This is a genomic window from Nocardia sp. NPDC059154 (assembly GCF_042755705.1).
Lineage (GTDB): Bacteria > Actinomycetota > Actinomycetes > Mycobacteriales > Mycobacteriaceae > Nocardia.
In genome coordinates this window covers 14,429-27,431 of record NZ_JBHZCS010000007.1, presented here as the reverse complement: position 1 = coordinate 27,431, position 13,003 = coordinate 14,429, and the positions used below count along the sequence as shown (strand labels likewise).

Annotated in this window: 12 protein-coding genes; 4 read left to right on the top strand and 8 right to left on the bottom strand. The window is 67.7% G+C overall.

Annotated elements, in window-relative coordinates; translation table 11 throughout:
• Positions 1–28: 28 nt before the first annotated feature.
• Together ACFXN1_RS08530 and ACFXN1_RS08525 are read right to left on the bottom strand one after the other, a co-directional pair.
• Positions 29–1,387, bottom strand: a complete 1,359-nt coding sequence (locus ACFXN1_RS08530) for a wax ester/triacylglycerol synthase family O-acyltransferase (RefSeq protein WP_379397801.1) — start codon at positions 1,385–1,387, stop codon at positions 29–31.
• A gap of 159 nt (positions 1,388–1,546) precedes the next feature.
• The gene (locus tag ACFXN1_RS08525; protein ID WP_379397799.1) at positions 1,547–2,272 is read right to left on the bottom strand and encodes a hypothetical protein; all 726 of its coding nucleotides are present in this window, start codon (positions 2,270–2,272) and stop codon (positions 1,547–1,549) included.
• Positions 2,273–2,494: 222 nt separating this feature from the next.
• On the opposite strand from ACFXN1_RS08525, the gene ACFXN1_RS08520 reads away from it, so the two are divergent.
• Positions 2,495–3,358 carry an LLM class flavin-dependent oxidoreductase gene (locus ACFXN1_RS08520; RefSeq protein ID WP_379444436.1) on the top strand — a complete coding sequence of 288 codons (864 nt, stop codon included), beginning with the start codon at positions 2,495–2,497 and terminating at the stop codon, positions 3,356–3,358.
• 12 nt (positions 3,359–3,370) lie between these two features.
• Here ACFXN1_RS08520 and ACFXN1_RS08515 read toward each other — a convergent pair whose 3' ends face one another.
• Positions 3,371–3,775, bottom strand: a complete 405-nt coding sequence (locus tag ACFXN1_RS08515) for a hypothetical protein (RefSeq protein WP_379397797.1) — start codon at positions 3,773–3,775, stop codon at positions 3,371–3,373.
• A gap of 251 nt (positions 3,776–4,026) precedes the next feature.
• Between ACFXN1_RS08515 and ctaD the strand changes: the two genes are divergently transcribed.
• Together ctaD and ACFXN1_RS08505 are read left to right on the top strand one after the other, a co-directional pair.
• Positions 4,027–5,763: a cytochrome c oxidase subunit I gene (gene ctaD, locus ACFXN1_RS08510; protein ID WP_379444438.1), complete on the top strand. Its 1,737-nt coding sequence runs from the start codon at positions 4,027–4,029 to the stop codon at positions 5,761–5,763.
• 169 nt (positions 5,764–5,932) lie between these two features.
• Positions 5,933–6,832: a zinc-binding alcohol dehydrogenase family protein gene (locus ACFXN1_RS08505; protein WP_379444439.1), complete on the top strand. Its 900-nt coding sequence runs from the start codon at positions 5,933–5,935 to the stop codon at positions 6,830–6,832.
• A 45-nt stretch (positions 6,833–6,877) separates the two neighbouring features.
• Here ACFXN1_RS08505 and ACFXN1_RS08500 read toward each other — a convergent pair whose 3' ends face one another.
• The 3 genes from ACFXN1_RS08500 to ACFXN1_RS08490 all read right to left on the bottom strand — a co-directional run bounded on the left by ACFXN1_RS08500 (position 6,878) and on the right by ACFXN1_RS08490 (position 10,478).
• A complete protein-coding gene (locus ACFXN1_RS08500; protein WP_379397791.1) occupies positions 6,878–7,366 on the bottom strand; it encodes a MarR family winged helix-turn-helix transcriptional regulator in 489 nt (162 codons plus the stop codon).
• 421 nt (positions 7,367–7,787) lie between these two features.
• A complete protein-coding gene (locus ACFXN1_RS08495; RefSeq protein WP_379444441.1) occupies positions 7,788–8,549 on the bottom strand; it encodes an SDR family oxidoreductase in 762 nt (253 codons plus the stop codon).
• Between the two features lie 348 nt (positions 8,550–8,897).
• Positions 8,898–10,478 carry a serine/threonine-protein kinase gene (locus ACFXN1_RS08490; RefSeq protein WP_379444442.1) on the bottom strand — a complete coding sequence of 527 codons (1,581 nt, stop codon included), beginning with the start codon at positions 10,476–10,478 and terminating at the stop codon, positions 8,898–8,900.
• Between the two features lie 329 nt (positions 10,479–10,807).
• On the opposite strand from ACFXN1_RS08490, the gene ACFXN1_RS08485 reads away from it, so the two are divergent.
• Positions 10,808–11,650, top strand: coding sequence for a helix-turn-helix transcriptional regulator (locus ACFXN1_RS08485; protein WP_379444444.1), 843 nt, complete (start codon positions 10,808–10,810; stop codon positions 11,648–11,650).
• A 15-nt stretch (positions 11,651–11,665) separates the two neighbouring features.
• Here ACFXN1_RS08485 and ACFXN1_RS08480 read toward each other — a convergent pair whose 3' ends face one another.
• A complete protein-coding gene (locus ACFXN1_RS08480) occupies positions 11,666–12,655 on the bottom strand; it encodes a cation diffusion facilitator family transporter (protein WP_379397779.1) in 990 nt (329 codons plus the stop codon).
• Between the two features lie 111 nt (positions 12,656–12,766).
• Complete coding sequence (locus ACFXN1_RS08475) at positions 12,767–12,943, bottom strand: hypothetical protein (protein ID WP_354830724.1); 177 nt, start codon at positions 12,941–12,943, stop codon at positions 12,767–12,769.
• Positions 12,944–13,003: the final 60 nt, after the last annotated feature.

The window sequence follows — 13,003 nt, the reverse complement described above, 5'->3', positions numbered from 1 at the left end:
GCCCGGCGCGGCCCCGTGCCACGAGGCGTCAGGCGACGGCTCGCTCCAGCTCGGCCAAGCCGTTCTCCAGGTGGTCGGTCATGCGATCGAGATCCGGCACGGTGCGGCGGCAGCCGACCAGGCCGAAATCCAGATTGTCGCCATTGGTGGTCAGCGTGATGTTCATGGCCTGCGATTCGAACGGAATCGACAGCGGGTAATTGGCGTCCAGGCGCGCACCCTGCATATAGACCGGTTTGCGCGGCCCGGGCACATTCGAGATCACCAGGTTGAACGGCATGCGCGGCAGTGCTTCGAAGCCAGGTAGTAGCGACACCCCGAACGGTGTCATCAGCGCGGCCGACAGCAGCATGGCCTCCAGCTTCGGCAATTGCGTGAACACCCGTTTGGCGTCGCGCATGGAGGTGCTGATGGTTTCCAGCCGGACCGCCGGATCCTCGATGTGGGTGCCGAGGTTGGTCAGGCAGGCCGCCACCAGATTGCCCTCGGAGGTATCGGATTCGGCGGCGCTGCGAATGTTGACCGGCACCATGGCGATCAGTGGCTCGTCCGGCAGTGCGTCACGCTCGAGCAGATAGGCGCGCAGCGCGGCGGCGCTCATGGCCAGCACGATGTCGTTGACGGTGGCCCCGGTGGCCAGCCGGACGGCATTGATCCGCTCCAGCGGCCAGGATCGCACCGCGATGCGCCGGGCCCCGCCGATGGAGGTGTTGAGCACGGTGCGCGGGGCGGTCATGGGCAGGGTGAGCCGTCCGTCGATGGCGCCCCGCAACGGCGCGGCGATCGATCCGGTGGCGCGCAGGATCCGCGGCACCGCCCGGCGCAACTGCGTCCAGGGGCTTTCGGTTTCGGGGCTGTCGTCGCGCGGCACCGGCGCCGTGCCCCACGGGACGGTGAGCCGGCTGTCGAACGGGTCGTCGGTGAGGGTGCGCTGCAGCAGCCGCATGGCCGAGACGCCGTCGATGAGAGCGTGGTGCATCTTCACGTAGACCGCGAAGCGGCCGTCGGACAGGCCCTCGATGAGCCGGGCCTCCCACAGTGGGCGGTGCCGGTCCAGCAGAATGCCGTGCAGGCGCTCGGTGAGGTCCAGCAGATCACCCATGCCGCCGGGCGCCGGCAGCGCGGAACGCCGCAGGTGGTAACCCAGATCCACGGTCTCTGCGTGGGACCAGGCGAGGCTGGAGAAGCCGCCCAGCAGTCGACTCGGTTTGCGCCGGAATCGGGTGCGGACATCGGTTTTCGCGGCCATCGCCTCGAAGAGTTCGTGGGTGAACTCGGGGCCCGCGTCGACGGGCGGTTCGAACAGCTGCAGACCGCCCACGTGCATGGGATGCTCGCGGGATTCGATGGCCAGGAAGATCGCGTCGAGAGGGTTGAGCAGGTCCATGGGAGCCGCCTTAGCCGGGTGGGGCACAACTGCCCGGAGCGGATACGGTGCGGCGACGCTGCCCCCCGCTGCGTTAACGGTTAATCAGGCTATCACTCTATATGATTCAGCCCACATCGACCTGTTGGCGCAAACTCCCAGCTCTGCACGGCGTGTCCGCTATCGAGGCGCGAGTTCGGCCGCCCGCCACGGGACTTCCCGCTCGGTGTCGGCTCGCGACGCGAAGGTCATGGCGACGATCGTGCGGCGGCCGTGCGCGAAGGGGTGTACCCGGTGCAGGGTGGTGTCGGCGCGCATCAGGTAGAGGTCGCCGGGCTGTATTTCCCACGAGTGGATCGGATTGCGGGTCAGGGTCCGGTATATGTCGGCGTGGTCCCAGTCGCGGCGGGTGTGCGCCACCGTCTGCACGAAGCCGCCGTCCGCCAGCGGCGGGCACTCCACCACCAGGACGAGGGCGAAAGCGTAGTCGTCCCAATGCCATTGGTCGACCGAGTCGTCGTGGTGCAGGCGGCTGACGCGGTAGCGCTCGGCCTCGGGGCAGGCCAGGACCGGTTCGGCGGCGACCACGGAAAGGCTGTGCCGCAAGGGTTCACAGTCGTAGAGCTGCGGGATGCAGGAGGCGTGGGCGGCCACCTCCTGCTCGGTCAGCTCGACCTGCTGCCGGGCCAGGCCCTCGCCCTCGGGCAGCAGGTCGCCCCATTGTTTGTGATGATCGAGCAGGGTCAGCGCCTCGGCGGCGAGGACCCGTTTGACCCGGTGCGGGAGCAGAAATCCCAGCCGTGCGATTCCGGTCTCCGCCAACCGGTTCCGCGCGTGGTGCAACGCCGAGGGATCCACTCCCCTCAGGTGCCGTAGGGCGATGTCCACCGTGCTGTGAGCCGGCATCGCGCACGTCCCTTCACCCGGCCGTCGCGAACGGCCCACTGCCGAAAAGACCGGGTCGTGACCCGGGCGACCCGGTCTCAATTGTATTCCGTTGCCCGGCAACGACTATGGAATCGGGTTGCCAGTTGATCACGATCTGGAACGGCTGCCGCCGCCCGGACGCGCCGAATCCGCCCGATTTCGCCCGGGCGCCCCCGGCGGCGCGGTAGCTTGATATTCGCTATGGCGGATTACGGGCATGAGCTCCGGTTCGGGATCTTCGTGCCGCCCGAGGCGGCGCGCGGGCGTCTGCTGCTGCGCCTGGTGCGTCACGCCGACGAGTCCGGGCTGGAAGTGCTGGCGGTGCAGGATCATCCGTATCAGCCCGCCTTCCTGGACACCTGGACCCTGCTGTCCTATCTGGCCGGCGTCACCCGCAACCTCACCCTCATGCCCGCGGTCGCGAACCTCCCGCTGCGCCCGCCCGCGGTGCTGGCCCGCAGTGCCGCCAGCCTGGACCTGCTCAGCGGCGGCCGGGTCGAACTGGGCCTGGGCGCCGGCGCGTTCTGGGACGCCATCGAGACCATGGGCGGCACCCGCCGCAGTCCCGGCCAGGCCCTCGCCGCGTTGCGCGAGGCCATCGCGGTCGTTCGCGCGCTGTGGGGTGAGGGTGAACGCTCGCAGCTGGCCGGCCAGTTCTATCCGCTGCGCGGCGCGAAACCCGGTCCGCGCCCGGCCCATCCGATCGGCATCTGGCTCGGCGTCTACGGTCCCCGCGCCCTGCGCCTGACCGGCGAACTGGCCGACGGCTGGCTCGGCAGCGTCGGCTACGCCCCGCCCGCCACCCTGACCACCATGATGACCGCCATCGACGCCGCCGCGCGCGGGGCGGGTCGCGTTCCGGCCCTGATCCGCCGCGCCTACGTCATCGACCCGACCATGACGCCCGGCCAGCTCACGGAAGTGGCCCTGGCCCACGGTATCAGCGAATTCCTGCTCCCCGTCGACCCCGGCGGCGACCGCGCCACACACCATTTCGCCACCGAGACGGTGCCCGCGGTCCGGTCCGCGGTCGCCTCGGCGCGCGCCGGTCACCCGGTTGTCTAGCCCCGGAGACAGCTATCTGGCCCCGAAGAATCGGTTGTGCATGATCTGGCGGATGGGGGAGAGCAGTCCGTCGAAGGTCACCCGGTCCGAGCGGACGGTGTGCAGGCTGGCGTCGCCGCGCCTGGGGTCCTCGCAGATGACGCGCAGCTTCTTGGCGTTGCTGTGCACCGCGCCGAGCGTCAGGGTGGCGGTGCCGTCGGCGCCGACGATGCCCCACGGACCGCTGATATCGGACGCCGCGATCTGGCACTTGTTGTCCGGCTTCTCGCCGGTGACCCGGGCGGTCACCTCGGTGCGGCCCTGGATCACGGCCTTGGGTTCGCCATGGGCATCGGTGGCGGCACCCACGGCGAGCACGGTGCCGAGGCTGCCGACCACGGCGACGGTGAGAACGCGGGTGCGCAGTGATCGAGACATAGCACCGATATTGGACCCTGCCTCGTGAGTATTTCGTGATGGCGCGGGATGAACTGCCAATGAACAACGCACCAAACCTGTTCGAGACCGCCATCGACGCGCAGGGTTGCCCTGCAGTATCTTGCATTCCAATCGCTGTTCACCCCGACCGGAGTGTTTTCGGCGAGGATCGATTTGCTGTCGGTACGCTGTGCGCCGTTCTATGTGCCCTGATTGGTAGAGCTGGACGGAACCCTCCCGAGGAGGATGTGGTGACTGCAGTTGCTCCAAAGCCCGAACAGAATCTCGAGGCGATCCGCCCGTATCCGCCGCGACACGGTCCCAAGGGCTCGTTCGTCCTCAAGGTGATCACCACAACCGATCCCAAGATGCTCGGGATGATGTACCTGACCACGGCCATCAGCTTCTTCCTGATCGGTGGTCTGATGGCGCTGCTCATGCGCGCCGAGCTGGCCCGGCCGGGTATGCAGTTCCTCTCGACGGAACAGTTCAACCAGCTGTTCACCATGCACGGCACGATCATGCTGCTCTTCTATGCCACCGCCATCGTGTTCGGATTCGCGAATGTGGTGCTGCCGCTCGAGATCGGCGCGCCCGACGTGGCGTTCCCGCGCCTGAACGCGCTCAGCTACTGGCTGTACCTGTTCGGCGGCACCATGGCGACCGCCGGCTTCCTCACCCCGGGCGGTGCGGCCGACTTCGGCTGGACCGCCTACACGCCGCTGTCGGACATCGTGCACGCCCCGGGCGTGGGCGGCGACCTGTGGATTCTGGGTCTGGCCGTCTCCGGCCTGGGCACCATCCTCGGTGGCGTCAATATGATCACCACCGTGGTCTGCCTGCGCTGCCCGGGCATGACGCTGTTCCGGATGCCGGTGTTCGTCTGGACCATCCTGGTGACGAGTTTCCTTGTCCTGATTGCCTTCCCGATCCTCACGGCCGCCCTGTTCGCGCTGGCCTTCGACCGCCACCTGGGCGGGCACATCTACGATCCGTCGAACGGCGGCAGCATCCTCTTCCAGCATTTGTTCTGGTACTTCGGGCATCCCGAGGTGTACATCGTCGCGCTGCCGTTCTTCGGGATCATCTCCGAAGTCATCCCGGTGTTCTCGCGCAAGCCGATCTTCGGCTACACCACCCTGGTCTACGCGACCTTCGCCATCGCGGCGCTGTCGATCGCGGTGTGGGCACACCATATGTACGCGACGGGCGCGGTGCTGCTGCCGTACTTCTCGTTCATGACCTTCCTCATCGCGGTGCCGACCGGTGTGAAGTTCTTCAACTGGATCGGCACCATGTGGCGCGGTCAGCTCACCTTCGAGACGCCCATGCTGTTCGCGGTCGGGTTCATCGTCACCTTCCTCTTCGGTGGTCTGTCGGGTGTCATCCTGGCCTCGCCGCCGCTGGACTTCCACGTGTCCGACACCTACTTCGTGGTCGCGCACTTCCACTACGTGCTCTTCGGCACCATCGCCTTCGCCACCTATGCCGGCATCTACTTCTGGTTCCCGAAGATGACCGGCCGCATGCTCGACGAGCGCCTGGGCAAGTGGCACTTCTGGACCACCTTCCTCGGCTTCCACGCCACCTTCCTGGTCCAGCACTGGCTGGGTGCGCAGGGCATGCCGCGCCGGTACGCCGACTACCTGCCCAGCGACGGATTCACCACGCTGAACACCGTTTCCACCATCGGGTCCTTCATCCTGGGCGCGTCGGTGCTGCCGTTCGTGTGGAACGTCTTCAGCTCCTACCGCTACGGCGAGGTCGTGACCGTGGATGACCCGTGGGGCTACGGCAACTCCCTCGAGTGGGCCACCTCCTGCCCGCCGCCGCGGCACAACTTCTACGAGCTGCCGCGCATCCGCTCCGAGCGCCCGGCCTTCGAACTGCACTACCCGCACATGAGCGAGCGCATGCGCGCGGAGGCGCATGTGGGGTGGGGCTCGAGGCAGCACGCGGTGGAGGAGTTCGAGAAGGCTCCCAGCTAGCTCGTTCCGCACGTCGGGCGCGGCGGCCGTCTCCGGACGGCCGTCGCGCTTTTTTTGTGCGCTGAAGAGAAAAATTTTAGGTTTGACATAGAGAGAGCATTGAGGATAAATTTAGGTCTTACATAGAAATGTCGGCGGAAGCGCCGGGTCTCACCGAAAGGCACTGCCAGTGCGCAAGATTCAGTTTTCCGGCCGTAGTCCCGTCGTCGTCACCGCCGCCGAGCTCGTGCCCGGCCCGGGCCAGCTGCTGGTGCGCACCGAGCTGGCGGGCGTCCACCTCGGGCTGGTGCGCATGCTGCAGCGGGACGGCGGCCCCGACGGCGGTGAGATCGTCGGCACCGTGGTGGCGGCCGGACCGGACCTCACCGACTGGGCGGGCAAGCGGGTCGGTGGTGTGGTCTTCGAGGGGGCCTACGCCGAATATGCCCTCGCCGCACCGCAATTGATGTCCGAGATCCCCGCCGGGGTGGATGCCGCAGACGCGCTCACGCTGGTGCGGGGCGGCGTCATCGCCCTGGGCCTGCTGCGGACGGCACGGTTCGCCGCCGGGGAGTCGGTGCTGGTCACCGGCGCGGCCAGCGGGGTCGGGCATCTGGCCGTCCAGCTGGCCCGGGTGCTGGGGGCGGTGCGGGTGATCGCGGCCGTCGGCAGCCTGGACAAGGCCGAGTTCCTGCGCGACTGCGGCGCGGACGAGGTCGTCACCTACGCGGACGCCTGGACCGAGCGGGTGGACATCGTCCTCGACGGCGTCGGCGGCGACATGGCGCAACGCTGCGTGGACATCCTCGGCCCGCACGGTCGACTGATCGCCTTCAGTGCGTTCGGCGGAAATATCGACGCGGGCAGCCTGCTCGGCGAGCTGAAGACCGTCGGCGGCTTCTCGATGGGCCTGCTCAGCCGCACCCGGACCGATCTGCTGGAGGGGTGGCGTACAGAACTGTGGAACCTGCTGGCGTGTGGGCGAATTCGTCCGCGCCACACCATTCTTCCGCTCGACGAGATGGATGCCGCACTCGAGCTCATCGAGACCCGCGGCAATCGGGGCCGGGTCGCGGTGCGCATCGCCTGAAGTCGGGGCGCACCCTCGGAAGCGGGTGCGCACCCCGGCGATCCGTCAGGGGCGAGGCCAGGGCCGCCCGTCGAGGCGCTCGATATCGGTGTTGAAGCGTTCGAGATAGCTCGCGAAGGCGGCCACGTCGTCGGCGGACCAGTTCATCATGACGCGGTCGAGGCCCTCGGTATTGGCCTGACGCTCGGCCTCCAGGGCCTGTTCGCCGGTGTCGGTGATGCGGAATTTGCGGGCGATGCCGCCGATGGGGTCGGGGATGCGGTCGACCAGTCCGGCGCGCAGCAGGGCGGCGGTCTGCCGGTTGACGGTCGAGGTGTCGAGGCCGAAGGCCTCGGTGAGCTGTCCGATGGACATCGGTCCCTCGACGCTGAGGCGGCTGAGCAGAACGTAGGCGCTGCGATCGAGGCGGGTGCCGTCGCGGCGGTAGCGGGCGGCAATGGAGTAGCGGCCGAGCAGCATGGTCTCGAATTCCACGCGGGCCGTAGGTTTTTCGGACGAGACCGGATTTCCGGACGAATCCGCGGGCTGTCCCATGCCGTCCTTTCGTCGCGAGCTGCGGAATCTGTCTATCACAGCGGGAAGAGTGATCGCCGTCCTGGCACCGGCCCGTCCCCTGATCATTCGTCCTTTGCGGCACGAGTCGAATAGCAGCGGACTTGCTGTTGCGGTGCGATACTGTCCGAATTCGGAGCGCGAAACTGCCGCTCTCCGGCGCAATCCACAGGTCTCGACTCCGGCAGGGACAAAGCTTGGCGATTCTCCGGATATTTGCGAGACCGCAACGACGTTCGCCGGTAGCTCTACCGACTCGCCCTACGATTGGCAACGGCAGCTACGACGGTGGAACGACACCAGCACGGCCGTCGCGCTGACGCTACCCCAGCTGCTCAACCGCGCTGATCTGACGGAAGTGGCTGCCGCCCGGCCGATTTCGCCGGGCGGCTACCCGATCCGCTCACGCCTGCTGGGTCGGCAGGACCACCACCTGGCGCAGGTTCACGTGCGCCGGACGGCTGACGGTGTAGGCGATCAGATCGGCGATATCGTCCGCGCGCAGCGACTCCATGAACCCGAACATGCCGTCCAGCTCGCCACTGAGCTCGGCATTGTCGATGTGGCTGCCGAGTTCGGTGTCGGTGAGGCCGGGCTCGATATTGGTGATGCGCACCTTGCGTGCGCCGAGCTCGGTGCGCAGCGTCGCCGACAGCTGGGTGATGGCGGCCTGGGTGGCGCCGTACACCGCGTAGCCGGGGAAGGCCACGTGCGCGCCGATCGAGGAGATGTTGACCAGGTCGGCGGTGCGGCCCGCGTCCGCGGCGGCCAGCAGGTCCGGCAGGAAGGCGCGGATCATGCGCAGGCGCCCGGCCACATTGGTCTCCAGCATGCGGGTCCACTCGTCCTCGCGGCCGTCGGTGATCGGGTTGGGCAGCATGACGCCCGCCGAGTTCACCACCAGGTCGACCGGGCCGAACGCGGCGTGCACCGCGTCCGCCGCGGCGGTCACGCTCGCCGAGTCGGTGACGTCCACCGGCACCGCCAGCGCGATCCCGCCCTCGGCTTCGATCTTGGCGGCCAGGGTGTCGAGACGGTCCGCGCGCCGCGCCAGCAGTGCCACCCGGGCCCCGTTGCGGGCCAGCAGCAGTGCGGTGGCCTCGCCCATGCCGCTGGCGGCTCCGGCAATGACGGCGGTGCGGCCGGACAGGTTCTCGTAGCTCATGTCGAATGCTCCTTCGCTCTCTGCGTGTGCATTCATCCTGCGAGCGCGCGCGATCGGCAACGAGGGTTGCGGTTTTCCTGGGTCTGCCGGTACCAGGATGGGTTCGTACGCTGGACCCCATGCAGAACGATCTCGGCGACTTCCTGCGCTCGCGCAGCTGGCCGGGGTGATATATCGGTTACGCACTCCTTGGACTTGCGCCGAGACAGTTGAACCCGACCTTCACCAAGGGTTCCATGCCGGACCGGCACGGTCTCGAGCAGCGAACGACCTTACACGCCAGCAGAATTGGATCAGTTCGCAGCACTCGGGCACGCCGGATAGGGCCGTGCTCACGATCTGCGTCGGCTAGCGGATCGGCACTGTCACGCCGGGCGATGAGGGCTCCCCGTGCAGGATCAGATGGCTCGGAGTGACGTCTTTCTTTTTGCCCATATCGTCATTCTTGTTGCCTTCTTTATCGGGGAGTTCGAAGGCCAGCGGAATCGTGGTAGTGGTGCCGGGAGCGAGCTGGTGGAACTCGCCGTTGTACGGGTGAAGCCTCGCTGTGGCGGTTGCATCGGGGGCTACCGAGCGGCCGTCGACGGTGATCAGGCGCTGAGCGGCGATGGTGAACAGTTGCTGGCGTCCGGATATGTTCGTGACCGTCAGTGTCACGATGGTGTAGACGCGGTCTGCGTTCGCCGGGGCGGTGATAACTACTCCGGAAACCACATCGCTCACGGTGAAGGCGAAACTGCCGTCGTACACCGTGTGCGCCGGGTCTGCGGGCTGACTGCCGATCGTGAACGGCGGCGGACCGGACGCTGTTGTCGCCGAGGAAGAGGGCTGCGCCGGGATGCTCGTACCTGGGCCCGACCCGGTGTCGAGGCCGCTGGTAAACAGCCACAGAATCACCGCAGCGATGAGTGCAATCCCGGCCGCCGCCGATATCCATTTGGGTCCCAAAGGATTTCGTCGTGGATCGGAATGTGCGGCAGGGGCAGGTGAGGATGCGTGGGACTGGTGCGTCACTGGGTGAGTCGCCGCCGGGCCGGTGGCAGTTATGACGCGGGTCGGCGGGCTGGGGCCGGGGGCTGCCGAGTCCAGGATCGGTGGGGGCGGTCGTGCCGGTGCAGGCAGGTCCAGGGCGGCTCGCGCGGCAGCGGCGAATTCTCCCGCGCTTGCGTAGCGATTGTCCGGGTTCTTGGCCATGCCGCGGGCGATCACATCGTCGAGCGCGGTCGGGACAGCAGGGGCAGCCTGCGAGGCGTGCGGTGGTTCGGACATCAAATGCGCGTGCATCTGCTGTGCCGGGTTGCCGCTGAAGGGCGGATGCCGGGTGAGGGCTTCGTAGAGTACACAGGCCAGTGAATAGATATCGGAGCGCGCGTCGAGCGTGCCGGTGAACCGCTCCGGTGCCATATATTCCAACGTGCCCACGACCAGACCGGTGGCTGTGAGTGCGGTGCTGTCGGCGGCGCGGGCGATACCGAAGTCGATCAGGTACACGAAACCGGTAGTGTGCTCGAGGATATTGCCCGGCTTGACATCCCGATGGATAAGTCCCGCCGCGTGTGCGGCATCCAGCGCCTCGGCTGCCTGGGCGATGACCTCCACAGCCCGAGCCGGAGCCATGGTGCCTGACCGCAGGCGCGCGGCCAGGTCGATGCCTTCGATGTAGGCCATCTCCAGGAACAGATGCCCGTCGATTTCACCGAAGGCGCGAATGGGCACGATATGCGGGTGGTGCAGCTGAGCCCCCAACCGAGCCTCTCGCTCGAAGCGACGCCGATAGCCCTGATCTGCCGAGTTCGCGGCAGACAACACCTTCACCGCTACGGTGCTGCCGGTACGGTCGCGCGCCAGCCATACCTCGCCCATGCCGCCACTTCCCAGCAAGCGTTCGAGACGATAGGTCCCGAACGAGCCGCCGTGCTGCCCGGACATGCTCTGACCGTACCCCCGGAACAGACCGCTGCACGACCGCGACGGCACCGGGTGTACACAGCGCCCGCTACCGGATGCCCTATCGCAGCGATGACCCTGGGAAACCTTGACAGACGTGGAATCTGAGTGTGGATATGAAACGGGTTGTCGACGCCTACGGTGGCTACGACGTGACCGGTGGCCGGGTTATCCGGTACTTGCCGATATCCAGGAGCTCCGACGGGTCGGTATTGCGCTCGGCCGATCGGATACGAGACAAGCGGCCGCGATAGAAGCCGAGCACCGTATCGCGTGCCTCCGTACCAGGATGGGTTCGTACGCTGGACCCCATGCAGAACGATCTCGGCGACTTCCTGCGCTCGCGCCGCTCCCGCATCCAGCCCGCGGACGCGGGGCTGCGCGAATACGGCCGCCGCCGGGTCCCCGGCCTGCGCCGTGAGGAGGTGGCGCAGCTGGCCGGGGTGAGCGTCGACTACTACATCCGCCTGGAACAGGGCCGCGGCAAACATGTTTCGGATGCCGTGCTCGACGCGGTCGCCCGTGCCCTGCGGCTGAGTGATCAGGAGCGGCTGCACCTGTACGCGCTGGCCCGGCCGGGCGGCACCGTCGACGCACATTCGACCACCGTGTCCAGCGTCTACAGCGACACCGTCCACCCCGGTGTCCGGCTGGTGCTCGACGCCCTCACCGCGCCCGCCTTCGTGCTGGGGCGGCGCATGGATGTGCTGGCCTGGAATACCCTGGGCGACTTGGTATCCGGCTTCTCGCGCATACCCGCCGCGGAACGCAACCAGGCGCGTTACCTGTTCCTGGATCCCGCCGCATCCACCTTCTATCCCGACTGGGAGACGGTGGCCGGCGAGACCGTCGCGTTCCTGCGGCGCGATGCGGGACTGCATCCCGACGATCCGCGGGTGGCGGCGCTGGTCGGGGAACTCTCCGCCCGCAGCGCGGTCTTCCGGCGGCTGTGGGCCGCGCATCCGATCAAGGAGAAGACGCGCGGCGCCAAGCTGATTCAACATGCCGAGGCAGGGCGGCTGGAACTCGGCTACGAAACCCTCGCGCTGCCGGGCGATCCCGATCAGCTGCTGGTCGTGTACACCGCCGCGCCGGAGTCACCGGCCGCGGCGGCGCTGGCCCGGCTCGCCGGGCCGCACTCCGTGCGTGCCTGAACCAGCGGTCGACTCTCAGTTCGTGGCAATGGATTTGCGGTGCACCGGGCCGTGTGCGTCCTGGCAGTGCGGGACGTGGTCGTGCTCGGTGTCCGGGCATTCCGCGTGGTCGGTGTAGTCGACCTGGAGCACGCTGTGATCGATGTGGTGCTTGTCGGAGAGCATGCCGGCGACCGCGGCGCGCACCGCCTGGCTGTCGGTGCCGGGCGCGACCAGGATGTGCGCCGACAGCGACGGGGTACCGGAGGTGATCTCCCAGATGTGCAGGTCGTGCACCTCGATGACGCAGTCCACCTCGGCCATCTCCCGGCCGATCTCGATCGGGTCGAGGTGGGCGGGCGCGGCCTCGAGGAAGATGCGGCCCGAGGCGCGGACCAGGCTGACGCCGGCTTTCACCATGAGCACCACCACGATCAGGGTGGCGATGCCGTCGGCGCGGGCGAAGCCGGTGAGCATGATGATCAGACCGGCGACCGCGGTGGCGATGAAGGCGAAGAGGTCGTTGAGGATGTGCTGATACGCGCCCTCGACATTGAGACTGGTCCGGTTGGCGCGGCTGATCATCCAGCCGGCCAGCACGTTCACCACGATGCCGACCAGCGCGGTGGCCAGCACCAGGCCACCGGTCACCTCGGGCGGGTTGATCAGGCGGCGGACGGCCTCGTAGGTGAGCCAGGCCGCCAGGCCCAGCAGGGTCAGGCCATTGGCCTGGGCGGAGAGGATCTCGGCGCGCTTCCAGCCGTAGGTCATGCGGCCCGCGGCGGGCCGGGCCGCCAGCCGGATGGCCCACAGCGCCAGCACGATCGAGGCCGCGTCGGTGAGCATGTGGGCGGCGTCGGAGAGCAGTGCCAGCGAGCTGGCGACCAGACCGACCACGACCTCACCGAGCAGGAACGCCACGATGACTGCCAGCGCGCCGGCCAGCCAGCGCTTGTCGCTGTCGGCGGTCGCGCCGTGTGCATGTCCGGCGTGGTCATGCCCGTGTGAATGCTCGTGCCCGCCCATAACCCTCCTTCGTGTAGTGCCCGACGAACACCATATGCATGAATCGCTATGTATGCAATGTTTGTGACACGTCCGATTCGGGTGGTTTGCCCGGAGAAAGCTCCGCCCTCTTCATGAGAGGTCGCGGAACGTCATGAGGAACCCGGCGAACGCGATCACGAACAATGCGACGAACCCGGCTGCCCGCAGCCACAGCCAGGGCCAGTCCCGGACCCACAGCCCGGTGAGCATGACCCCGACCAGCATCAGCGCCCCATAGAACGGCGTCCGCTGCGGATGGCGACCCATAGCTCCTGCATACGCCTGTTGCGGGGATCGAGCACTCGCGGCACGCCGGGTTCGCGCGGG

Coding starts and splice junctions, on each gene's coding strand:
- ACFXN1_RS08530 (WP_379397801.1), bottom strand. CDS start 1,387: ATGGACCTGCTCAACCCTCTCGACGCGATCTTCCTGGCCATCGAATCC.
- ACFXN1_RS08525 (WP_379397799.1), bottom strand. CDS start 2,272: ATGCCGGCTCACAGCACGGTGGACATCGCCCTACGGCACCTGAGGGGA.
- ACFXN1_RS08520 (WP_379444436.1), top strand. CDS start 2,495: ATGGCGGATTACGGGCATGAGCTCCGGTTCGGGATCTTCGTGCCGCCC.
- ACFXN1_RS08515 (WP_379397797.1), bottom strand. CDS start 3,775: ATGTCTCGATCACTGCGCACCCGCGTTCTCACCGTCGCCGTGGTCGGC.
- ACFXN1_RS08500 (WP_379397791.1), bottom strand. CDS start 7,366: ATGGGACAGCCCGCGGATTCGTCCGGAAATCCGGTCTCGTCCGAAAAA.
- ACFXN1_RS08495 (WP_379444441.1), bottom strand. CDS start 8,549: ATGAGCTACGAGAACCTGTCCGGCCGCACCGCCGTCATTGCCGGAGCC.
- ACFXN1_RS08490 (WP_379444442.1), bottom strand. CDS start 10,478: ATGTCCGGGCAGCACGGCGGCTCGTTCGGGACCTATCGTCTCGAACGC.
- ACFXN1_RS08485 (WP_379444444.1), top strand. CDS start 10,808: ATGCAGAACGATCTCGGCGACTTCCTGCGCTCGCGCCGCTCCCGCATC.
- ACFXN1_RS08480 (WP_379397779.1), bottom strand. CDS start 12,655: ATGGGCGGGCACGAGCATTCACACGGGCATGACCACGCCGGACATGCA.
- ACFXN1_RS08475 (WP_354830724.1), bottom strand. CDS start 12,943: ATGGGTCGCCATCCGCAGCGGACGCCGTTCTATGGGGCGCTGATGCTG.